Consider the following 22,237-nt stretch of genomic DNA (forward strand, 5'->3'; position numbering starts at 1 on the left):
GCCCGCCGACCGCCCGCAGGCCCTGATCGTGACGATCGTGGAATGAGACCGCCGTGGAGCCCGTTAGCATGGACATCCGCACCGATCAAGGCCATCTGGGGAAGGTGTCATGACTGCAAACGTCGACGGAGTGCCCGAGAAGTTCGCGACGCTGGGGCTGACATACGACGACGTGCTGCTGTTGCCTGGCGCCTCGGAGGTGCTGCCCAACCAGGTGGACACGGCGTCCCAGGTATCCAGGAACGTACGGGTCAACATCCCGCTGCTCTCCGCGGCGATGGACAAGGTCACCGAGGCGCGGATGGCCATCGCGATGGCCCGCCAGGGCGGGGTCGGTGTGCTGCACCGCAACCTGTCCATCGCCGACCAGGCCAACCAGGTCGACCTCGTGAAGCGCTCCGAGTCCGGCATGGTGACCGACCCGATCACGGTCCACCCGGACGCCACGCTGGCCGAGGCCGACCAGCTCTGCGCCAAGTTCCGGATCAGCGGCGTCCCCGTCACCGACGCGGCGGGCAAGCTCCTCGGCATCGTCACCAACCGCGACATGGCCTTCGAGACGGACCGCGGCCAGCAGGTGCGCGCCGTCATGACGCCCATGCCGCTGGTCACCGGCAAGGTCGGCATCTCCGGCGTGGACGCCATGGAGCTGCTGCGCCGGCACAAGATCGAGAAGCTGCCGCTCGTCGACGACGGGGGCATCCTCAAGGGCCTCATCACCGTCAAGGACTTCGTCAAGGCCGAGCAGTACCCGAACGCGGCCAAGGACGCCGAGGGCAGGCTGCTCGTCGGCGCCGCCGTGGGCGCCAGCCAGGAGGCGCTGGAGCGGGCCCAGGCGCTGGCCGAGGTCGGGGTCGACTTCATCGTCGTGGACACCTCGCACGGCCACAACAGCAACGCGCTGAGCTGGATGTCCAAGATCAAGTCGAGCGTCTCCGTGGACGTCATCGGCGGCAACATCGCCACCCGCGACGGCGCTAAGGCGCTCATCGACGCGGGCGTGGACGGCGTCAAGGTGGGCGTGGGACCCGGCTCCATCTGCACCACGCGCGTGGTCGCCGGCATCGGCGTCCCGCAGGTCACGGCGATCTACGAGGCGGCGTCGGTCTGCATGGCCGCCGGTATCCCCGTTATCGGCGACGGCGGCCTGCAGTACTCGGGCGACATCGGCAAGGCGCTCGCCGCAGGGGCCAGCACGGTCATGCTCGGCAGCCTGCTCGCGGGCTGCGAGGAGTCCCCGGGCGAGCTGCAGTTCATCAACGGCAAGCAGTTCAAGTCGTACCGCGGCATGGGCTCGCTCGGCGCCATGCAGTCGCGCGGCCAGGCCCGCTCGTACTCGAAGGACCGCTACTTCCAGGCGGACGTGTCGTCCGACGACAAGCTCGTGCCCGAGGGCATCGAGGGCCAGGTGCCCTACCGGGGCCCGCTCGGCGCCGTGCTGCACCAGCTCATCGGCGGGCTGCGGCAGACCATGGGCTATGTGGGCGCGGCCTCCATCGACGAGATGGAGCGCAAGGGGCAGTTCGTCCGGATCACGGCGGCGGGGCTCAAGGAGAGCCACCCCCACGACATCCAGATGACGGTCGAGGCGCCGAACTACAACCAGCACTGACACCTCCCGATGCCGCCGGTGGCCCGTCACCGGCGGCATCGGTGTGTCGGGGATACTGGGACGCTGACGTAGAGGGAAAGGCACATCGTGACTGAGATCGAGATCGGGCGCGGCAAGCGCGGCCGCAGGGCGTACGCCTTCGACGACATCGCCGTCGTCCCCAGCCGGCGCACCCGGGACCCGAAGGAGGTCTCGATCGCCTGGCAGATCGACGCCTACCGGTTCGAGCTGCCCTTCCTGGCCGCTCCCATGGACTCGGTCGTCTCGCCGCAGACCGCGATCCGCATCGGTGAGCTGGGCGGGCTCGGGGTGCTCAACCTCGAAGGTCTCTGGACCCGTTACGAGGACCCGCAGCCGCTGCTCGACGAGATCGCCGAGCTGGAGGAGGCCACGGCCAACCGCAGGCTCCAGGAGATCTACGCCGAGCCGATCAAGGAAGAGCTGATCGGGCTGCGCATCAAGGAGGTGCGGGACTCGGGCGTCGTCACGGCCGCCGCGCTCTCGCCGCAGCGCACCGCGCAGTTCTCCAAGGCCGTGGTGGACGCGGGCGTCGACATCTTCGTCATCCGCGGTACGACGGTCTCCGCCGAGCATGTCTCGGGTGCCGCCGAGCCGCTGAACCTGAAGCAGTTCATCTACGAGCTGGACGTGCCGGTCATCGTCGGCGGCTGCGCCACGTACACGGCGGCGCTGCATCTGATGCGTACCGGCGCCGCCGGTGTGCTCGTCGGTTTCGGCGGCGGCGCCGCGCACACCACCCGCAACGTGCTCGGGATCCAGGTCCCGATGGCGACGGCCGTCGCGGATGTGGCGGCGGCGCGCAGGGACTACATGGACGAGTCCGGCGGCCGGTACGTGCATGTCATCGCGGACGGCGGGGTCGGCTGGTCCGGCGACCTGCCGAAGGCGATCGCCTGCGGCGCCGACTCCGTGATGATCGGCTCGCCGCTCGCGCGCTCGTCGGACGCGCCGGGCAAGGGCAGGCACTGGGGCATGGAGGCCGTCCACGAGGACGTGCCGCGCGGCAAGCTGGTGGATCTCGGTGTCGTCGGGACGACGGAGGAGGTCCTGGCGGGGCCCTCGACCATCCCGGACGGCTCGATGAACTTCTTCGGCGCGCTGCGCCGGGCGATGGCGACGACGGGCTACAGCGAACTCAAGGAGTTCCAGCGCGTCGAGGTCACGGTCGCGGACTCGCAGCACCGGCGCTGACGCCGCCCACCGCTCGTACGTGGCGCTTGTACGTGAGGGTGCCCCGGCCGGATTCCGGCCGGGGCACCCTTCTGCGTACGGGCTCTACTCGGCGGTCTTCCGCGCGGCGGAGAACGCGGCGAACGCGCCCAGCGCCAGGAAGACGATGCTCATGAAGTCCATCTCGTCGCTCCACGCGCTGGTGAGGTCGCCGAAGTGGTCCATCACGATGCTCGTCGTCGACACGTTCACCTGCTTGCCGATGAGGGCGGCGAGGCCGAAGAGCTGCCCCGCGTAGACGGCGCCCAGCGCGAGCAGCGCGCTGATGCCCGCCAGCACCTGGTTGCCGCCGCCGACCTTGCCGGCGGCGAAGCCGATCAGGGCGCCGACACCGAGGGCGGCCCAGCCGATCTCGCGCTCGGTGAGTCCGATGATCCAGCCGTACACCAGGGCGGCCACGATCGCGGCGATCACCGCGGCGACCACACCGCCCGCGATGTTGTTGCGGAGCCTGGCCGGCGGCGGGGCCGGCAGGAACGGCGCGGGCGGCACGGCGCCGGCGCCGGCGGCGAACGGGTTGCCGGACGGCGGGACCGACGAGTTGCCGGGCGGCGGGACCGACGGGTCGCCGGACGGCGGGACGGGCTGGTTGCCGGGCGGCTGAACGGGCTGGCTCATGGTGGAAATCCCCCCCAGGGATTATGGCGTGCGCATGACTTGCACACGATGGCCCTGGAGAGTAACAGCCGCCACTGACAGCGCGGTACGCGATTCCAGCTCAGCGCCGGTGCGGCCGGTTCAGAGCCGGTGCGCGGCGCCCGCCGGGCTCGCGCCTCTGGTGTCCAGGAGCAGTTGGGCTTTGACGGCGAGCCCCTGGAGGTCGTACGTGCGGTGGTGCTGGAGCAGCACCGTCAGATCCGCGTTGGCCGCCGCCTCGTACAGCGAGTCGGCGCGCGGTACGGGCTGGTCGCGTACGCGCCAGTCGGGGACGTACGGGTCGTGGTAGCTGACGGCGGCGCCGAGATCCGTGAGCCGGCAGGCGATCTCGGTGGCCGGTGAGCTTTCCTGGTCGGCGAGGTCGGGCTTGTACGTGACGCCGAGCAGCAGCACCCGCGCGCCGCGCGCCGACTTGCCGTGCTCGTTGAGCAGGGTCGCGCAGCGCTGGATGACGTACTGCGGCATCCGCGTGTTGATCTCCTGGGCGAGCCCGACCATCCGCAGCGGATGGCCGGGGGTGCGCCCGGCGTGCGGCAGATAGCTGGGGTCGAGCGGTACGCCGTGGCCGCCGACGCCGGGTCCTGGCCGGAACGCCTGGAAGCCGAACGGTTTCGTCTCGGCGCAGCGGATGACGTCCCACAGGTCGACGCCGAGGTCGTGGCAGAGCACCGCCATCTCGTTGACGAGGGCGATGTTGACGTGGCGGAAGTTGGTTTCGAGGAGCTTGACCGTCTCGGCCTCGCGCGGGCCGCGGGCCCGTACGACCTTGTCGCTGAGCCGGCCGTAGAACGCGGCTGCCGACTCGGTGCAGGCGGGGGTGAGGCCGCCGATGACCTTGGGGGTGTTGGCGATGCCGTGGGTGCGGTTGCCGGGGTCGAGCCGGCCGGGGGAGTACGCGAGGTGGAAGTCGCGGCCGGCGCGCAGCCCGGAGCCCTCTTCCAGGACGCCGCGCAGGAACCCTTCGGTGGTGCCGGGCGCGACCGGGGACTCCAGCAGCACGGTGGTGTGCGGGCGCAGCCGCGCCGCGAGGGCGCGCGCCGCTGTGCCGATGGCGCTCAGATCGGGGGTGCGGTCGGGCCCGAGGGGGGCCGGAGCGCAGATGACGGCGGTGCGGACCCGGCCCAGCTCGGTCGGGTTGGTGGTGGGGCGGAAGCCGCGTGACAGCATCCTGCGCACGTCGGACGCGGTGAGTGAACCCTCGGCCGGGGTGTGGCCCGCCGCGAGTTCGGCGACCGGGCGCGGGTCGGTGTCGTAGCCGATGGTCTCGATACCTGCGGCTACCGCGGCCTGGGCGAGGGGCAGGCCGAGATGGCCGAGTCCGATGACGGCGAGATCTGCGGGCATGGCGGTGGCCGTCCTTCCCTTAGCCGGAGTGGACAGTGAGCGCAAGCCAGGTTGGACAGAACGAGCAAGCGCAATGTCAGACTAGGCTTAAATATGACCGTTATGCGGCATTGCGTGGCCCGGGGAGTCGGCGTCGGATCCGGATCTTCGACCGGAGTTATCCACAGGCGGTGGCTGAAGTCGGCGAGGGCGGACAGAATCGAGTGGTGGGCCTGACCAGTGGTGGGCCCGACCGCACGGGGGCGACGGGAGGCAGACAGTGAGGACAGCGACACTGGGACCCGCTGAGCGCGAATCCGCGCTCGCGGCGATGGCCGAGCGCGAGCTGGACGTGCTGGTGGTGGGCGCGGGCGTGGTCGGTGCGGGGACCGCCCTTGACGCGGTGACGCGCGGCCTGGCCACCGGCATCGTGGAGGCGCGCGACTGGGCCTCCGGCACGTCGAGCCGGTCGAGCAAGCTGATCCACGGCGGCCTGCGCTATCTGGAGATGCTCGACTTCGCGCTGGTGCGCGAGGCCCTGAAGGAGCGCGGTCTGCTGCTGGAGAAGCTGGCGCCGCATCTGGTGAAGCCCGTTCCGTTCCTCTACCCGTTGCGGCACAAGGGCTGGGAGCGGCTCTACGCGGGCTCGGGCGTCGCGCTGTACGACGCGATGTCGGTCTCGTCAGGCCATGGCCGCGGCCTGCCGACACACCGTCATCTGACGCGCCGCCACGCGCTGCGCGTTGCGCCATGCCTGAAGAAGGACGCCCTGGTGGGCGCCTTGCAGTACTACGACGCGCAGATGGACGACGCGCGCTATGTGGCGACGCTCGTGCGTACGGCCGCCAGTTACGGCGCGCATGTGGCGAGCCGGTCGCGGGTGGTCGGCTTCCTGCGCGAGGGCGAGCGGGTCGTCGGCGCCCGGGTGCAGGACGTCGAAGGCGGCGGCGAGTACGAGATCAGGGCCAAGCAGATCGTCAACGCCACCGGGGTGTGGACGGACGACACGCAGTCGCTGATCGCCGAGCGCGGCCAGTTCCATGTCCGGGCCTCCAAGGGCGTCCATCTGGTCGTCCCCAAGGACCGGATCCACTCCACGACGGGGCTGATCCTGCGCACGGAGAAGTCGGTGCTGTTCGTCATCCCCTGGGGGCGGCACTGGATCGTGGGCACCACCGACACCGACTGGGACCTAGACAAGGCCCACCCGGCGGCGTCCAGCGCGGACATCGACTATGTGCTGGAGCATGTCAACGCGGTGCTGTCGGTGCCGCTGACCCGTGACGACGTGCAGGGCGTGTACGCGGGCCTGCGGCCGCTGCTGGCCGGCGAGTCGGACGCGACGAGCAAGCTGTCCCGCGAGCACACCGTGGCGCATCCGGTGCCCGGCATGGTCGTCGTGGCGGGCGGCAAGTACACGACGTACCGGGTGATGGCGAAGGACGCGGTGGACGAGGCGGTGCACGGCCTCGACCAGCGGGTGGCCGAGTGCGTCACGGAAGACGTGCCGCTGCTCGGCGCCGAGGGCTACCACGCCCTGTGGAACGGCCGGGCCAGGATGGCGGAGCGCACCGGCATCCATGTGGTCAGGGTGGAGCATCTGCTCAACCGCTACGGGACGCTGGTCGAGGAGGTGCTGGAGCTGATCGAGGCCGACCCCCGGCTCGGTGAGCCGCTGCCGGCGGCCGAGGACTATCTGCGCGCCGAGATCGTCTACGCCGCCTCGCACGAGGGCGCGCGCCATCTCGACGACGTGCTGACCCGGCGCACCCGCATCTCGATCGAGACGTTCGACCGGGGCACCCGCAGCGCGCAGGAGTGCGCCGAGCTGATGGCGCCGGTGCTCGGCTGGGACAAGGACCAGATCGCCAGGGAGGTCGAGCATTACGAGAAGCGGGTGGAGGCCGAGCGCGAGTCGCAGCGCCAGCCGGACGATCTGACGGCGGACGCGGCGCGGCTCGGGGCGCCGGACATCGTGCCGATCTAACCGATCCGGACGGGGGGTGCTCTCCACGTGCGGGCGGATCGGGCGGCGCGGGCGGATCGGGTACGGGATCCGGCTCAGGATGCGCAGAACTCCGCGTCGAGGAGGGCCGGTTCGAGCGAGTCGTCGGTGAGGGCGTCCGTGTCGATCCGGTACGTCAGGGTGTGGCGGCCGTCGGCCGTGGCCGCCGTGCGGACGTAACTGCCCGCGATCCGGCCGTTGTGGCCCCACACCGTGACGCCGCAGGAGAGCCGCTGCGGATAGACCCCCATCCCGTAGACGCCGCGCGTGGAGCGGGTGTCGAGCAGTTCGCGCCGCTGGGCGGGGGCGAGGAGTTCCCCGTCCAGCAGCGCGGAGTAGAAGCGGTCGAGGTCGTCCAGCGTGGAGATCAGCTCACCGGCCGCCCCGGCCGTACGGGGGTCGAGTTCGGTGACGTCGCTCAGCGGCCCCGCCGGGCCCGAAGTACGGCTGTAGGCACGGCCGTGCGGGTCGGGGAGCGTGGTGCGGCTCCCGGGGAACGAGGTGCCGGTGAGACCGAGCGGGACGATGACGCGCCGCTCGGCCTCGGCGGCGTAGGACCGGCCGGTGACCTGGCGGATGATCAGGCCGAGCAGTACGTAATCGGTGTTGGAGTACGCGTAGTCGCCGACCGGGCCCGGCGGACGGGCCAGGGCGATGCGCACGGCGGCCTGCGGGGTCGTCGGGGCCGGCGCTGACCGGTCGGCGGTGTAGTCGTACAGACCGCTGGTGTGGGTGAGTAGCGCGCGTACGGTCAGCCGCCGCCCGTCGTTGCCGTGGCCGCGCACCAGCCCCGGCAGCCAGCGCTCCACGGTGTCGCCGAGCCGCAACGCGCCCTCGGCGGAGAGCTGCAGAACGACCGTCGCCAGCAGGGACTTGGTGACGGACCCCGCGCGGAAGTGGTCGGCCCTGCCGATCCCGGCCCCCGCGCTCTGGAAGCGGGAGGCGCCCGGTGTACGGGACAACTGGGCGGCGGCGGGGGCCCCGCCCGCCGAGACCAGCAGCGACAGGGCGGGCCCGCCGGTTCGCACGCCCGTCCCCAGCACGCTTGCGCCAAGCCCGAACAGGGCTATGACCAGCGGGGTGACCAGTCGGAGCCGGGGTAGTGGCATGGTGGGGGTCCTCTCCTCCGGACCCATCCTTACCGACGCGGGACCCGGGAGCGGCAGTGGTGCCGGAGTGAGGGACAATGGAGCCTCTGCCAGGGCGCGTTACGGCATCGCGCGGGCCGGGCCAGACAAGCGCCTGGCGGCGGTCGCGGGCCAGGATCAGGGAACGCAGAGGGGACGCATGTCGGAGGCGGAGCAGTCGCGGGACACGGCGCAGGATCCCCAGCACGAATCGGAACCGGAACCGAAGCAGGACGCGCCGCAGGACGTACGACGAGACGCGTCCCAGGACGCACCGGAAGACGCGCCCCGGGACGTGCCGCGAGACGCGCCCGACGACGCGGTGGCGGACACACCGGCGGACGCGCGTGCGGACGCGTCGGCTGCGGACGCGCCGGCTGACGTGCCGCGCGGCGCCGGCAAGAGCACGACCTCCGAGGGGCGGCTGCTCGCCGGCAGGTACCGGCTGGGCGGTGTGCTCGGCCGGGGCGGCATGGGCACCGTCTGGCGGGCGCTGGACGAAACCCTCGGCCGTACCGTCGCGGTGAAGGAGCTGCGCTTCCCCTCCAGCATCGACGACGACGAGAAGCGCCGGCTCATCACCCGCACCCTGCGCGAGGCCAAGGCGATCGCCCGGATCCGCAACAACGGCGCCGTGACGGTCTTCGACGTCGTCGACGAGGACGACCGGCCCTGGATCGTCATGGAGCTCATCGAGGGCAAGTCCCTCGCCGAGGCCATCCGCGAGGACGGCACGCTCACGCCGAGGCGCGCGGCCGAGGTCGGTCTTGCCATCCTCGACGTGCTGCGCGCGGCGCACAGCGAGGGCATCCTGCACCGCGACGTGAAGCCGTCCAACGTGCTGATCGCGGGGGAGGACGGCCGGGTCGTCCTCACGGACTTCGGCATCGCCCAGGTCGAGGGCGATCCCTCCGTCACCTCCACCGGCATGCTCGTCGGCGCCCCCTCGTACATCTCGCCCGAGCGCGCACGCGGCCACAAGCCGGGCCCCGCCGCCGACCTGTGGTCGCTCGGCGGTCTGCTGTACGCGTCGGTCGAGGGCTCGCCCCCGTACGACAAGGGCTCCGCCATCGCCACGCTCACGGCCGTGATGACCGAGCCGCTCGACCCGCCGAAGAACGCGGGCGAGCTGGCCGAGGTCATATACGGGCTGCTGGCCAAGGACCCCGCGCTGCGGCTCGACGAGCCGGGCACCCGACGGCTGCTGCTCGACGTGATCAACGCGCCGGAGAAGCCGGCCGCACCGCCCGCCCCCGTACCGGCGTCGGAGAAGACGCGTGTCGTGCCGCTGCCGCCGGTCCCCCCGGCGGCGGGCAAGCCGGCGAAGGCCGAGCGCGCCCCCAAGCCCCAGAAGACCCCGAAGCCGGTGAAGACCACGGCATCGGCGTCGGTGGGAGCCGGTACGGGCCGCACGGCCACCCGGCCGACGGCGCAGCCGGCCACGCCCGGAGCACCCACCAGACCCCTGCCCCGCGCCTCCCTCACCGATGTGGTGCCCCGGCGCACCCTGGTGATCATCGCGGCCGTCGTCGCGCTGGCGCTGATCGCCACGATCCTCGCCATCACCCTCAGCGGCGGTGACTCCGACGGGTCTGCGTCCGGCAAGGACGACCCTTCGGCGTCGGCGGGGACCAGCGCGGGCGGTCAGCCGGCGGGCGACGACAAGGACGACGACAAGGGCCAGGGGCAGAGCGAGGCACCGGGCAAGGCGGGCGGCAGCGGTGACACCCCGTCGGCCCCCGCCTCCCCGGCGGACACCGGCGAGCCGGGTGACGGCGCGTCGGACAGCGCGGGCGGTACGGGCGGCGGCGGTGCCGAAGTGCCCGCCGGTTACGCGACGGTGACCGACAGCAGGTTCCACTTCTCGATGGCGCTGCCCAAGGGCTTCCACCTCACCGACGTGGCGGGGCAGAACTCCGGCGGCATATACAGCGAGAACGGCGGATTCCCGCGCGTCCAGGTCGACTTCACCAGCAGCCCCACGGGCAACGCCCTGCTCGCCTGGCAGCAGTTGGAGTCGGCGGTCCGGGGCAGCAGTTCGAACTACAAGCTCGTCGGGATGCGCAAGGCCGACTACAACGGGTACCCGACCGTGGCCGACTGGACTTTCGAACGGCGGCAGAACGGCGAGCAGATGAAGGTGCTCGACCGGGGTTTCCGGATCGACTCCAAGCACGGATATTCGATAATGGTGAGCTGCAAGGCGAGCGAATGGGACGGAGCGGAATGCAAGACGCTGCGCGACACGGCCTTCGCCACGTTCAAGCCGAAGGACTGACGCCTTTCAGCCGTCGGGGCGCAGGGGCGCGGCTCCGGAACGACACGTTCCAGATTCGGTTGCCGCGACCCTGCGGCGGGTTTGCCTGCGGCCACGTATCGTGAGAGTACGCGAACCGTACGCAGCCACAATGGGCCGGTAATCGACCGGAATTGGCGGTTTCGTAGGTCTTCAGGATCGGGAGACCCGAGAGGTGAGGGGAGGCGCTGTGGACGAATACGCGGGTCGGGTGCTCGCCGACCGCTATCGCCTGCCCCTGCCGCCCTCCGACGAGTACGACCTCGTCGAGACCCGGGCCTTCGACACCTACAGCGGCCAGGAAGTCCTCGTCAGGCAGGTCCCGTTACCTGAAGTCGTGGACGCCGAGGTGGTGGAGGCGGAGAGCGGTCCCGCGCCGCGCCGGGTCTCCGGACGCTCCACCCGGCGGCCCACCGACCCTGCGGTGCGCCGGGCCATCGAGGCGGCGCAGAGCGCGGCGCAGATCCCCGACCACCCCCGGCTCGACCAGGTCTTCGACGTGTTCGCCGAGGGCGGCTCGCTGTGGATAGTGAGTGAACTGGTCGCCGCCAGGCCGCTCGCGGCGCTGCTCGCCGAACGCCCGCTGAACCCCTACCGCGCCGCCGAGATCGCCTCGGACGTGCTGACCGCCGTACGGGTGCTGCACGGCCACGGCTGGACCCACCGGAACATCACGGTCCGTACGGTGCTCGTCTGCGACGACGGGCGCGTGGTGCTGACCGGCCTCGCCGCCGGAGCGGCGGAGGAGGCGCTGTGCGGATACGCGCCGGTGCCGGAGCCGCCCGGTGTGCCGGGACAGCAGCAACAGCTCGGCCCCGTCGGGCCACTTGGCGCGCCGGGACCCATCGGCGCACCCGGCACCTTCGGCGCGCCCGTGCCGCCCGTCGGCCCTTCCGGCGCGCCCGGCGCGCTGGGGCGCACCCCGCCGCCGGCGCTGTCCGAGCCGGTCGAGCAGGCACCGGGCCAGGCGCAGGGCCCGGCACAGGACTACGCACAGGACTACCCGCAGGACTTCCCGCAGGGCGGCCGGCAGCAGGGGCCGCCGCAGCCGCAGCCCGGTCTGCCGTACCAGCCGGGGGTGCCCGGTCCGGCGGGTCCTTACGGTCCTGGCCCTGGCCCGTACGGTCCCGGGCCCGGCGAGACCGGCTCGACGGCCGGGGTGCCGGGGCCGGTCGGCCGCCCTGCGCTCGACCCCGTACCCGCCCCCGAACCGCCGTACAGCGCGGGGTCGTCCGGTACGTCCGGTGCGATGCCCCGGCCGCAGCAGGGCACGCCCGGGGTGCCCGCCCCCTACGGCAATCCGTCGGCCCGACCCGCGCTGCCGAGCGGCGGCAACGCCTCGGGCGACATCCGCGCCGCGCGCGCGGGGGCCATCGCCGCGTACCGCGCGGGAGCCCGTGCGGCGGCCCGCGTCACCGAGGACGAGCAGCGCTCGGCTGCGGCGCTCCCCGCGCCGCGCCCGCAGGACGGCCAGGACGGTCAGGACGGACCGGGCCCGCAGCCCCAGCCGCCGGGGCCCGGCACGGAGTCCGGCGCGCTCGGCGGACCCGGCGTACCCGCGGCGTCCGACGCGCCCGCGGCACCGCAGGGCGGCAACCAGGACTGGTGGGCCCAGCCGCCGCGCGGCTTCGCCGACCCCGACAACGACGCGGAAGCCGACGACGACGAGGACCCGCCGCCGCCCTACCGCGCCGAACTGGCCGGCACCTGGCGCGACGGACCGGCCTCGTGGCAGGACGGCGGCGGGTCCGTACCGGCCGGCGGTACGTCAGGCATCCCCGTACCCGGTGGCCGCCACCCCGCGCAGGGACCCGGCCCCGAGCCCGAGGGGCCGTACTACGGCCCGGACGCGGGCAGCCCGTACGGCGACCGCCCGGCCCCCGGCCGTACGCCGGGCCGTACGCCTCCTGCGCTGCCCGCCGGATTCACCCCGGCGCCCGGCAACCCCGGCGCCATGCCCGCGCTCCCGCCCGGCGGCAGCGGCCAGGGCGCACAGGGCAGTCAAGGCGCGCAGGGCAGCCACGGCGGCCGGGGCGACGAGCACGGAGTCGCGATGGCCCGTACCGGTGGCGGCGGCGAGGACGCCCCGTACTCAGGCCCCGGCAGCGGCAGCAGCCGGTACACGACCTCCGGCGCCTACGACGCGATGCGCGCCGACGACCAGCGGCATTCCACCCAGCTCCCCGCCGTCGTGGGAGCCGCGCCCGGCGCGGGCCGGTGGGACGACGTCGTCGCGAGCGGCGGATCGGTCCCCGCCTACCGGGGCCCGGCCACCCCGCTCGCTGCCGAGCGCGCCCGGCAGGCCCGGATCGCGATCGTCGGACCCGTCACCGAGCGCTGGGCCCCCGAACAGGCAGGGCCCGTCCACGAGAACTGGCAACTGGCCCCGCCCATCGGCCCTGCGACCGACCTGTGGGCGCTCGGCGCGCTGCTCTACCGCGCGGTCCAGGGCCACGCCCCGTACCCCGAGGAGAACGCCGCCGAGCTGGTGCAGCTCGTCTGCGCCGAGCCGCCCGCCTTCGCCGAGGAGTGCGGTCCGCTGCGCCCCGTCGTCGAGTCGCTGCTGCGCCAGGACCCCACGGAGCGGCCGGACTTCGAGGAGCTGCGCGGCTGGCTGCGCTCGCTCGTCAGGTCGGCGCCCGAGCCCGACGCGGGCCAGGACGTCGTGACCGTACCGACCATCGACGGCCGGCTGCCCATAGTCCGCCGCAGGGGCGAGCTGGTCCGCAGGCGCCGCTGGGGCAGGAGCAAGAAGCGCGACATCGACCGCGGCAGGCACCGCCAGCACCGGGGCAGGGACCGCGACGAGCAGGACGAAAGGACCTCCCTCGGCGAGCTGTTGGGGGAGCAGACCGACGAGCGGTACGAGCGCCCCGCACGCTACGAGAGCGCGCAGCGGCGCGAGGCACCGCAGCGCCGCGAGAGCCCCGAGCGGTACGAGCCCGTCGAGAGCTACGACCGCTACGAACGCCAGGGCAGGCCCGACCGCGACCGGGACCCGGACCGCAAACCCCGTTCCCTGGGCCGCACTTTGCTGATTCTGATCCTGCTGGTGCTGGTGGCCGCGATCGTCTACGCGGTGATGTTCATGCCCAAGTCCTCGGACAACGAGGGGCAGAGCGTCACCGAGGCGAGCCCCGGCGTCACCGCGTCGCAGGCGCCGCCGCCCGCGTCGGACGAGCCCGCGCCCTCCACGTCGGGGCCGGCCAAGCCGCCGGCGTCACCGGCGGCGCCGACCGCGCCGGCCGGCAATCTCGAAAAGGGCTACGTCCTGCGCAAGGACACCGAGGGCTTCCAGGTCGCCGTCGACAAGGACTGGCAGCGCAGCCCGATCAACGACAGCGGGCAAGTCCGCTACGGCAACTCCGACTTCACCCTGATCATCGTGCCGGGCCGGGACACCGTGCAGGCCAACGGCGGCGACCCGCTGGCCTACCAGCGGGACAAGGAGCGGGAGTTGCAGCCCTTCCGGGACTCCTCCTGGGCCACCGCCTCCGGCCTCCGCCGGATCAACGTGGGTCAGCAGGCCATGGCCGAGGGGCAGTTCACCTGGCAGGACAGCACCGGGCGGCAGGTCTACGTGCGCAACCTCGCCCTGATCATCGGCGGCCGCTACCACGTGATCCAGGTCATCGGCCCGGACAGCCAGCGCGACGCCGTCAGCGACATCTACCAGCAGGCCACCAGCTCCTATCGTGCGACCGGCTGACCACGCACCGGAGTTGACCGCGCCTCAGCACCACCGGTCCGGCAGAGCCGACGGTCACAGTGCTGTCTCCGTACGCCACCCGAGGTTCCCCGCGCGCCGGTGTCATCCGTAACCTGTCAACTCAAAGATCAGGGCGGGAGACGTGGAACATTCACAGAGCACGGGTGCCGGTCTGCTGCTCGCCGGGCGCTACCGGCTCGGCGAGACCATCGGCAGCGGCGGCATGGGCCGGGTGTGGCGCGCCCAGGACGAGCTGCTCCACCGGACCGTCGCCGTCAAGGAGTTGACCGCGGGGCTCTACGTCTCGGCCGACGACCGCGCCGTTCTGCACGAGCGGACGCAGAAGGAGGCGCGGGCCGCCGCCCGGATCAGCCACCCCGGCGTCGTCACCGTCCACGACGTCATCGAGTACGACGGCCGCCCCTGGATCGTCATGCAGTACGTGGACGGCCCCTCGCTCGCCGACGCCGCCCGCGAGTCAGGGCGCGACGGCGGCAGGATCGACCCGCGCGAGGCGGCCGGGATAGGCCTCCAGATACTGGGCGCGCTGCGCGCCGCGCACGCGGCCGGGGTGCTGCACCGCGACGTGAAGCCCGGCAATGTGCTGCTGGCCCGCGACGGGCAGGTGCTGCTCACCGACTTCGGCATCGCCGCGATCGAGGGTGACTCGACGATCACCAGGACCGGTGAAATCGTCGGCTCGATCGACTACTTGGCCCCCGAGCGGGTCCGGGGCTCCGACCCGGGACCCGCTTCCGACCTGTGGTCGCTCGGCGCGACGCTCTACACCGCCGTACAGGGCAAGTCGCCGTTCCGCCGCAACTCGCCGCTCTCCACCATGCAGGCCGTCGTGACGGACGAGCCGCCCACCCCTGACCGGGCGGGACCGCTCACCCCGGTCATCGCCGCGCTGCTCTGCAAGGACCCGGCGGCCAGACCGGACGTCGCCGAGACCGAGCGGATGCTGCGCGCCGTACTGGAAGGCCGGCCCACGGGGGCCGAGGCGTACGTACCGACGCGGAACATGCCGCAGGACGGCGGCCCGACGGTCGCGTACCCGGCCGCGGCCGGCTATCCGCCCGGTTACCAGGCGACGCCGGTGCCGGGCGCCGGGCAGACGGGGCCGCAGCCCGCCGGACCGCACACCGCCCCCTCGGGCCCGTACCCGGCGCCCTCCCCGGCGCGGCGGGAGAGCGGCCGCAGACGCTGGCGTACGACCGTGACGGCCATCGCCGTCGCTGCCGTGCTCGGCGCCGGTATCGGGTTCGCCGCCATGCACTTCCCGGGCGACGACCGCGACCCGGGTCCCGGACCGACCGCCTCGGACCAGACGGGTGACGGCGGTACGGGCGACGACACGGCGGGGGACGACACGACGACGCCGAGCCCGACCGGGGATCCCTCGGGCGACGCCGGGGCCGCCCCCGACGGCTACCAAGAGGTCAAGGCCGACGAGGGGTTCGGCCTCTGGGTGCCGGACGGCTGGACCCGTCAGACCGACGTCAGCACCATCGACTACAGCCCCGACGGCGGCAATCACGTCCTGCGGGTGAGCATCGACGCCGAACCCGACTTCGCGACTCCCGAGGCGCACATGCGCGATCTGGAGAAGGGGCTCGCCGTCCTGCCCGACTACCAGCAGCTCCAGTTGGGTCCCGCCGACTACCGGGACCAGAGGCAGGTGGCGCGCTGGGAGTTCAGTTGGACCCAGTCGGCGAAGAACGGGGTGCCGGGACCCCGGCACGCCGTCGACCAGATGTACTTCGACGACGAGACCGGCGCCGAGTACGCCATCTTCATGTCGGGGCCCGCCGACGACTGGGACGCCACCCAGAAGCAGTTCGCGACCGCGCTGCGCGGCTGGCAGCCGCCGGGCTCGGGCGGCTGAGCCGCCGGCTCTGTCACGGCTGTGCATCCGCTCGGTCTTCGCGGTGGTCACGGGAAGGGCCGTTGGTCAAGATGTCCCCATGACCAATGACGGGGGACGGGCGAACGAGCCCACCAGCTACGGACTTCAGCCGCCTATCGCGCCAACTGTGCCACCGCAGAGCCCGGCCCGGACCGTGACGTCGGCGGCCGACCCCGCCGTCGGGCGGGTGCTCGGCGGCCGGTACCGGCTCGTCTCGCGGCTCGGGCACGGCGGGATGGGGACGGTCTGGCTCGCGCACGACGAGGTCGTGGACCGCGATGTGGCGATCAAGGAGCCGCGCGTTCCCGACCACTTGGGCGAGCGCGAGCGCGGCCATGTCTATCTGCGGATGCAGCGCGAGGCGCGGGCAGCCGCGCGGATCGACCATCCCTCCGTCGTCACCATGCACGACGTGGTGATCGAGGACGCCAAGCCGTGGATCGTCATGGAGCTGGTGCGCGGCCAGTCGCTGGGCGACCGGCTCCAGGAGGGCACGCTCGACCCCCGCGAGGCGGCCAGGATCGGGCTCGCCGTGCTGGGCGCGCTCGCCGCCGCCCATGCCGTCGGCGTACTGCACCGCGACGTGAAGCCCGACAACGTCCTGCTGGGCCGCGACGACCGGGTGGTCCTCAGCGACTTCGGGATCGCGCAGGTCGAGGGCGAGCAGGGGCTCACCGAGACCGGCTCTTTCGTCGGCTCGCCCGAATTCATCGCGCCCGAGCGGGTGCTGGGGCAGCGGCCGGGCCCCGAGTCGGACCTCTGGTCGCTGGGCGTCGTGCTGTACGCGGCGGTCGAGGGGATGTCCCCGTACCGCCGCTCCAACGCGCCGGCGACGCTCCAGGCCGTGCTGTCCGCCGAGCCGCAGATGCCCGCGCGGGGCTCCGGCGCCTTCGGCACGCTCGTGATGCGGCTGCTGCGCAAGGACCCGGCGGCCCGCCCGGACGTCGCGGAGATCCGGCGGACGCTGGAGTCGGTGGCGCGGCCCCCGCAGGGCGGCCCCGGCGAGACGCGCGTGGTCACGGCGGGCGCCCCGGCCTCCGCGCCCGCGCCCGTCACCGGCGCGGCCGGCTGGGTGCCGCCGGTGCTGGCCCGCAGCCGGCCGGCCCGCTACGGACTCGGCGGCGCTCTGCTGGCCCTCGCGGTCGTCCTCGTCCTGATCATCGCCAACCCGTTCGCGAGCAGCGGCGGGCTGCCGTCCGGCTGGGGCGTGCGGACGGAGAACGAGATCCTGCACGCCAAGATCGCCGTCCCCGACGACTACCTGCGCGTCGAGGACGCCGACGAAGGCAACGTCATCTACTACGACCCGAGCGCTGTCTTCGACGTCTACGCGGAGCGGGTGCGCCCCGACGCCAAGGCGAAGATCCTCGCGCCGACGCCCGCCGTCTGGAAGAGCTTCTACCAGCGGGGCGGCAGGAACGGCACCGAGATCAAGGACGCCACCGTCACCACGAAGGACGCCGTCGTCCAGGGCCGGAAGGGGTTCGAGACGGTCATCGACTACGCGGACTACAGCGCGTCGGACGACGACACGTTCCGCTCCCGCTGGCGTGAACTCGTCATCCCCGATTCGGGTGGTTTCTATCTGCGGCTGCGGGTGTCGATGCCCGCCAAGGGGTGGGCGGCGAAGCCGGGCGAGGAGTTCTACGCCACCGTCGTGGACCAGCTCGTCCTGGAGAAGTCCTGAGGTCGGGCGGGTGGAGCGGGCATGACGCCAGTGATCACTGGCGCTTTTGTGAGCGGCTGGTGAAAGGTGTTACCGCCGGGTACCCAAAGCCGTGACAGGCGGCATACGCTCGGCGCCATGACGGACTCGCAGGCACCCGCTCCCGGCACCGCTCCCGGCACCAACCCCGTGGCCGCGGCCCCGGCCGGCGCGCGCACGGCGGCCGACGTGGTCACCCCCGAGGTGGTCGCCCGGCTCACCCGCGACATCGCAGGGTCGGGCCGTACGGTCAGCCACACCCCGTACACCGGGGAGAAGCTGGCCGACCTGCCCGAGTCGACGCCCGACGACGTCGCGGCGGCCTTCGACCGGGCCAGGGCCGCCCAGCCCGGCTGGGCGGCCGTGCCGGTACGGCAGCGGGCGGCGGTGCTGCTGCGCTTCCACGACCTGCTGCTCGCCCGGCAGGGCGAGGTGCTCGACCTGATCCAACTGGAGACCGGCAAGGCCAGGCAGCACGCCCACGAGGAGGTCCAGGGCCTGGCGGTGGAGGCGCGGCACTACGGCCGCGCCGCCGCCTCGTACCTGAAACCGAAGCGCCATCTGGGTGTCGTGCCGACGCTGACCAAGGTCACCGAGCTGCGCCAGCCGCGCGGGGTCGTCGGCCAGATCGTCCCCTGGAACTATCCGCTGGAGCTGTCGGCGGGCGACGCGCTGCCCGCCTTCGTCGCGGGCAACGCCGTCGTGATGAAGCCCGACACGGAGACGGCGCTCACCGCGCTGTGGGCGCGTGATCTGCTGATCGAGGCCGGACTGCCCGCCGAGGTGTTCCAGGTCGTCATCGGCGAAGGCCCGGTGGTCGGGCCCGAGTTGGTCAAGCACGCGGACTACGTCTCGTTCACCGGCTCCACCCGCACCGGACGCGAGGTCGCGCGCGGCGCCGCCGACCGGCTGATCGGGGTGTCGCTCGAACTGGGCGGCAAGAACGCGATGCTGGTCCTGGACGACGCCGACGTCGAGAAGGCGGCTGAGGGCGCGGTGCGCGCCTGCTTCTCCTCCGCCGGCCAACTGTGCATCTCCATCGAGCGGTTGTACGTGCACGAGGCGGTCGCCGACGCGTTCACGCAGCGCTTCGTGGCCCGGACGAAGGCCATGCGGCTCGGCAACTCCCTTTCGTACGGGGCCGACATGGGCTCCCTCGTCGGCGAGCGCCAACTGAAGGCCGTCACCAGCCATGTCGAGGAGGCCGTCGCCAAGGGCGCCACGGTAGCGGCGGGCGGTGTCGCCCGGCCGGACATCGGCCCGTACTTCTACGAGCCCACCGTCCTCGAAGGCGTCGAGGAACCGATGGCCGTGTGCGCGCAGGAGACCTTCGGCCCCGTCGTCTCGCTCTACCGCTTCAGCGACGAGGACGAGGCGGTCCGGCTGGCCAACTCCACGGCGTACGGCCTCAACGCGAGCGTCTGGAGCAGGAGCGGTCGGCACGCCCACGCGGTCGCCGCCCGGCTGCGCACCGGGACCGTCAACATCAACGAGGGGTACGCGGCGGCCTACGGCAGCGTCGGGTCGCCGATGGGCGGCATGAAGGACTCCGGGCTCGGCAGGCGGCACGGCTCCGAGGGCGTACTCAAGTACACCGAGGCCCAGACGGTCGCCCACCAGCGACTGCTGCCGCTGTCCCCGTCGTTCGGGATGGACGACAGGCAGTACGCCGCCCTGATGAGCCGCGGCCTGCGGGCGATGAAGGCGTTCCGGCTGCGCTGAGCCGGCTCTCCACGACAGCGAGGAGGACGAGTGTCGGACGACGACGAGACGTACGGCGCCTCGGGCGACGACGAGGCGGTCGGGGCGCCGGGCGACGAGACGTACGACTACGACGTGATCGTGGTCGGTTCGGGGTTCGGCGGTTCGGTCGCCGCCCTGCGGCTGACCGAGAAGGGGTACCGCGTCGGGGTGCTGGAGGCGGGCCGCCGCTTCACCCGCGAGACCCTGCCCAAGAACTCCTGGGACGTGAAGAACTACCTCTGGGCCCCGGCCCTCGGGCTCTACGGCATCCAGCGCGTCCATCTGCTCGGCAACGTGATGGTGCTGGCGGGCGCCGGGGTGGGCGGCGGCTCCCTCAACTACGCCAACACCCTCTACGTACCGCCCGCCGCGTTCTTCGAGGACCCGCAGTGGGCGTCGATCACCGACTGGCAGGGGGAGTTGGCGCCGTACTACGACCAGGCCAAGCGGATGCTGGGCGTACGGCTCAACCCGACCATGACCCCCTCCGACGTCCATCTGAAGGCGGCGGCCGAGGCGATGGGGGTAGGCGAGAGCTTCCATCTCGCCCCGGTCGGCGTGTTCTTCGGCGACGGCGACGACGCGGAGGGCGGCGCTCAGGCGCGGCCCGGCGAGCGCGTCGCCGACCCGTACTTCGGCGGCGCCGGCCCCGCGCGCAACGCCTGCACCGAGTGCGGCGAGTGCATGACCGGCTGCCGGCACGGCGCGAAGAACACCCTCACCGAGAACTACCTGTATCTCGCCGAGCGCGCCGGGGCCGTGATCCACCCGATGACCTCGGTCGTCGCGGTGACCGAGGACACGGCGGGCGGCCACCGCGTCACGACCGTGCCGACCGACGCCCGCAAGAAGGGCAAGGACACGTACCGGACGCTGCGCGCCCGCCAGGTGGTGATCGCCGCAGGCACGTACGGCACGCAGACCCTGCTGCACACGATGAAGGACAAGGGGCTGCTGCCCCGGCTCTCGGCGCGGCTCGGTGAGCTGACCCGTACCAACTCCGAGGCGCTGGTGGGCGCGCAGACCGACGACCGGCGCTACCGGGCGCGGCACGGCGCGGCGAAGGCCGACTTCACCAAGGGCGTCGCCATCACGTCCTCGATGCACCCGGACGCCCACACGCATGTGGAGCCGGTGCGTTACGGCAAGGGCTCCAACGCGATGGGCGCGCTGTCCATCCTCCAGGTGCCGCACAGCGACCGGCGGGTGCGGGGCTGGCTCGCCCACGCGGCCAGGCATCCGCTGCTGCTGGCGCGTTCGCTCTCCAACCACCACTGGTCGGAGCGGACCATCATCGGCCTGGTCATGCAGTCGCTGGACAACTCCCTGACCACGTACCGCAAGCCGGGCGGTGTCGGCAAAGGGCTGCTCACGGCGCGGCAGGGCCACGGCGCGCCCAACCCGAAGCAGATACCGGAGGCGACCCGGGCGGCGACGCTGATCGCCGAGGAGATCAACGGCTTCGCCGGCAGCAACGTCGGTGAGCTGATGGGCACCCCGCTGACGGCGCACTTCCTGGGCGGCTGCCCCATCGGCGCCTCGGCGGACGAGGGCGTCATCGACCCGTACCACCGGGTGTACGGGCACCCGGGCATCTCGGTGGTGGACGGTTCGGCGGTCTCGGCGAACCTCGGTGTCAATCCGTCGCTGACGATCACGGCGCAGGCGGAGCGCGCGATGGCGCTCTGGCCCAACAAGGGTGAGGCGGACGGGCGTCCGGAGCAGGGCGCCGCGTATGTCCGTACGGCCGCGGTCGAGCCCGTCGCGCCCGCTGTCCCCGAGGGGGCGTTCGGCGCGCTGCGGCTGCCGTTCCTGGGGATGCCGAAGGTGCCGCCGCGCTGATCCGCGCTGATCCGCGCCGACGCGTGTCGATGAACGAAAGAGGCGCTGCACCCCCCTCCGAGTGCAGCGTCTCCCGCGTTGGTCTCAACGCATAGAAGACCGGTGACCCGCGTAGATGGTTGCTGCCGAGATCGCGTTCTTCTTGAGTGATCTGCGTCACATCATTGAACCGATGTCCGAACTGGCCGCCGGCTCGAAACGGCCGGCCCCGGGCGTCCCCGGAGCCGGCCGTCCCTGGGTGACCGGGCTGCTGTCCCCTGCCGTCCGGTCACGGGGCGCCGGGGCGAGGTCCCACGGCGCACCTTCCGGTGCGCCACACGCCCCAACGGACGCACGGTCCAACGACGGCCTTCGGGACCCGGTCACGCGCCGTACGGGTGAGAGCGGTGCTCGAACCCAGGTACGGGAGAAGTGTCCGCGCGGCGGCTCAGAGCCGGCCCCTGGACAGCTCCAGCAGCGTCATCGCGAGCGCGGTGCCGGGCTTGCCCAGCTCCGCCCGGTAGTGGCCGAGGACCTCGTTCTCCCTGGAGAGGCTGACCCGCCGGCCGCCCGCCGCCAGCCGGGCCTGTTGGGCGACGGCCGAGACCGCCGTCCGTTCCCGCACGAGGGCGATGATCCGTTCGTCGAGCGCGTCGATGCGGGCGCGTGCGTCGGCGATGAGGGTGTCGGTGCTGTCCGTGGTGCCTGTGCTGTTCGTGGTGCCTGTGCTGTCCGTGGTGTTCGCCGTGCCCGTGGTGTCCATGGCGGTCATGGGGGTGCTCCTTGTCGGGAGGGATCGCTCCCCGGACCCTGCCCAGGCCCCGAACGCGACAGGCGCCCCGGGCCTGGCCGGCCCGGGGCGCCTGTCGGAAGTCGCTTGTCAGCTCAAGCAGCACGACCATGGCAGCCGGACGGGCCGGTGCCATAGGTAAAGACGTACGTGAGCTGCTTGTGCATGCCGGAAGTATGAACCACGGATCCGGAAGCGGACCAACCCGGTTCCGGATGGTGAGACGGACGAGACGGAAAGTGGTCCGCCGGCCGCCGTTAGAATCGTAGGAACAGACCTCCTTTTTGTT

General features: G+C 72.4%; 13 protein-coding genes. 9 read left to right on the plus strand and 4 right to left on the minus strand.

Going from position 1 to position 22,237, the window contains the following annotated elements:
* Positions 1–109: 109 nt before the first annotated feature.
* Both guaB and ACZ63I_RS21385 read left to right on the plus strand, forming a co-directional pair.
* Positions 110–1,612, plus strand: a complete 1,503-nt coding sequence (gene guaB / locus ACZ63I_RS21380) for an IMP dehydrogenase (protein ID WP_469340566.1) — start codon at positions 110–112, stop codon at positions 1,610–1,612.
* A gap of 87 nt (positions 1,613–1,699) precedes the next feature.
* Positions 1,700–2,824, plus strand: a complete 1,125-nt coding sequence (locus tag ACZ63I_RS21385; protein ID WP_469340567.1) for a GuaB3 family IMP dehydrogenase-related protein — start codon at positions 1,700–1,702, stop codon at positions 2,822–2,824.
* An 84-nt stretch (positions 2,825–2,908) separates the two neighbouring features.
* Here the strand turns inward: ACZ63I_RS21385 and ACZ63I_RS21390 are convergent, their stop codons facing one another.
* Together ACZ63I_RS21390 and ACZ63I_RS21395 are read right to left on the minus strand one after the other, a co-directional pair.
* A complete protein-coding gene (locus ACZ63I_RS21390; protein ID WP_469340568.1) occupies positions 2,909–3,481 on the minus strand; it encodes a hypothetical protein in 573 nt (190 codons plus the stop codon).
* 120 nt (positions 3,482–3,601) lie between these two features.
* Positions 3,602–4,864, minus strand: a complete 1,263-nt coding sequence (locus tag ACZ63I_RS21395; RefSeq protein ID WP_469340569.1) for a nucleotide sugar dehydrogenase — start codon at positions 4,862–4,864, stop codon at positions 3,602–3,604.
* A gap of 259 nt (positions 4,865–5,123) precedes the next feature.
* Between ACZ63I_RS21395 and ACZ63I_RS21400 the strand changes: the two genes are divergently transcribed.
* Positions 5,124–6,830 (plus strand): glycerol-3-phosphate dehydrogenase/oxidase, encoded by a 1,707-nt coding sequence (locus ACZ63I_RS21400; protein ID WP_469340570.1) that lies wholly within the window; start codon positions 5,124–5,126, stop codon positions 6,828–6,830.
* A gap of 74 nt (positions 6,831–6,904) precedes the next feature.
* Here the strand turns inward: ACZ63I_RS21400 and ACZ63I_RS21405 are convergent, their stop codons facing one another.
* A complete protein-coding gene (locus ACZ63I_RS21405) occupies positions 6,905–7,957 on the minus strand; it encodes a serine hydrolase domain-containing protein (RefSeq protein ID WP_469340571.1) in 1,053 nt (350 codons plus the stop codon).
* Between the two features lie 178 nt (positions 7,958–8,135).
* Between ACZ63I_RS21405 and ACZ63I_RS21410 the strand changes: the two genes are divergently transcribed.
* From ACZ63I_RS21410 to ACZ63I_RS21435, 6 genes are all read left to right on the plus strand, one after another.
* On the plus strand, positions 8,136–10,253 hold the full coding sequence (locus tag ACZ63I_RS21410) for a serine/threonine-protein kinase (protein WP_469340572.1): 2,118 nt from the start codon (positions 8,136–8,138) through the stop codon (positions 10,251–10,253).
* Between the two features lie 208 nt (positions 10,254–10,461).
* Positions 10,462–13,980: a protein kinase gene (locus tag ACZ63I_RS21415; RefSeq protein ID WP_469340573.1), complete on the plus strand. Its 3,519-nt coding sequence runs from the start codon at positions 10,462–10,464 to the stop codon at positions 13,978–13,980.
* 142 nt (positions 13,981–14,122) lie between these two features.
* Entirely contained in the window at positions 14,123–15,868 is a 1,746-nt protein-coding gene (locus tag ACZ63I_RS21420) for a serine/threonine-protein kinase (protein ID WP_469340574.1), read from the plus strand.
* Positions 15,869–15,947: 79 nt separating this feature from the next.
* The gene (locus tag ACZ63I_RS21425) at positions 15,948–17,576 is read left to right on the plus strand and encodes a serine/threonine-protein kinase (protein ID WP_469340575.1); all 1,629 of its coding nucleotides are present in this window, start codon (positions 15,948–15,950) and stop codon (positions 17,574–17,576) included.
* Positions 17,577–17,693: 117 nt separating this feature from the next.
* Positions 17,694–19,316 (plus strand): succinic semialdehyde dehydrogenase, encoded by a 1,623-nt coding sequence (locus ACZ63I_RS21430; RefSeq protein ID WP_469340576.1) that lies wholly within the window; start codon positions 17,694–17,696, stop codon positions 19,314–19,316.
* 114 nt (positions 19,317–19,430) lie between these two features.
* Positions 19,431–21,179 carry a GMC oxidoreductase gene (locus tag ACZ63I_RS21435; protein WP_469340867.1) on the plus strand — a complete coding sequence of 583 codons (1,749 nt, stop codon included), beginning with the start codon at positions 19,431–19,433 and terminating at the stop codon, positions 21,177–21,179.
* A 427-nt stretch (positions 21,180–21,606) separates the two neighbouring features.
* On the opposite strand, the gene ACZ63I_RS21440 is transcribed toward ACZ63I_RS21435, so the two are convergent.
* Positions 21,607–21,921: a chorismate mutase gene (locus tag ACZ63I_RS21440; RefSeq protein WP_469340868.1), complete on the minus strand. Its 315-nt coding sequence runs from the start codon at positions 21,919–21,921 to the stop codon at positions 21,607–21,609.
* Positions 21,922–22,237 lie beyond the last annotated feature (316 nt).

Source organism: Streptomyces sp. NPDC087906 (assembly GCF_055584925.1).